Here is a 1016-nt window from a genome sequence, read left to right as displayed (position 1 = left end):
GAATAAAAGGAGGCAGGGCTTTTAAACTTATGCCGTTTTCTTGGGCGTGTGTTCAATAGATATTGTATTTTCTTTATCTGTTCGTCGTCAACTAATGAAATGGCCGCTGACTTAGGTATAAACTGACGTATTAAGCCATTGGTGTTTTCATTTGTGCCTCTTTGCCAGCTTTTATAAGGCTCCGCAAAGTATACAGTAGTATTTAAATAATGCTCAATCGCATGATGATAATTAAATTCCATCCCATTATCAAAGGTGATGCTTTTAACCATCTTTTTAAACGGTGTTAGCAATTTTATTATCATATCTCTCGTTTCGGAGGCGGTGCGTTGATTAAGGCGTCCAATGAGTACGATTCCAGTTTTGCGCTCAACTAACGTCAACAATGCTTGTTTGTCTTTACGGCTAATTATGGTATCGCCCTCCCAATGTCCTTGCGTTTTCCGACTTTCTACATAACTTGGACGTTGTTTAATTGACCGTTTATATCGGCGGTCTCCTTCTTTAGTACTCGGTGCCTTGCAATGCCGATAAGCTTTACCTTTTCGTCTTAGATAAGGTTTGAATTGTTCATAGCGTGCTTTATTTTGATAAAGATAATTATAGATTGATTGGACGCTGACTTTCTTTAAACGTGCAGCAATCTGTTCTGGGCTGTAATAAAGCATGAGGTATTTTTCAACTTGACGCCATACCGAAGACTCTATTGCCTTACCATTACCGCTGTTTTTTCGCCTTTTCCTAGCAAGTGTCACCGCCTCATGTGCTTGATAGGTTTGATTAGGTTTTGAGTTTCTTTTTATCTCACGACTTATTGTCGAAGGATGTCTATTGAGTAGCTGGGCTATCTCTTTTTTATTCTTTCCGGCTTGTAATAATACGAAAATCTGGTATCTTTCCTTCCTAGAAAGGTGATTATAATACATAGCAATCTCCAAACTGTGGTGGTGCGAAGGAGCTAGTATAAATCACCTTTCTACTTTCTTCACTCCACCGTGTTTAAAATTGCACTTCAT

At 38.7% G+C, this 1016-nt stretch carries 1 protein-coding gene; it reads right to left on the bottom strand.

The window, feature by feature from the left end; genetic code table 11:
• Positions 1 to 926, bottom strand: a 926-nt coding sequence (locus ACYIAJ_RS11265; protein ID WP_483564836.1) for an IS30 family transposase, incomplete at its 3' end; no start/stop codon positions are given.
• Positions 927 to 1016: the final 90 nt, after the last annotated feature.

This window comes from Gilliamella sp. X-46 (assembly GCF_057063525.1).
Note: the sequence above shows the minus strand (reverse complement) of the source record. Positions and strands in the feature narration are given on the sequence as shown.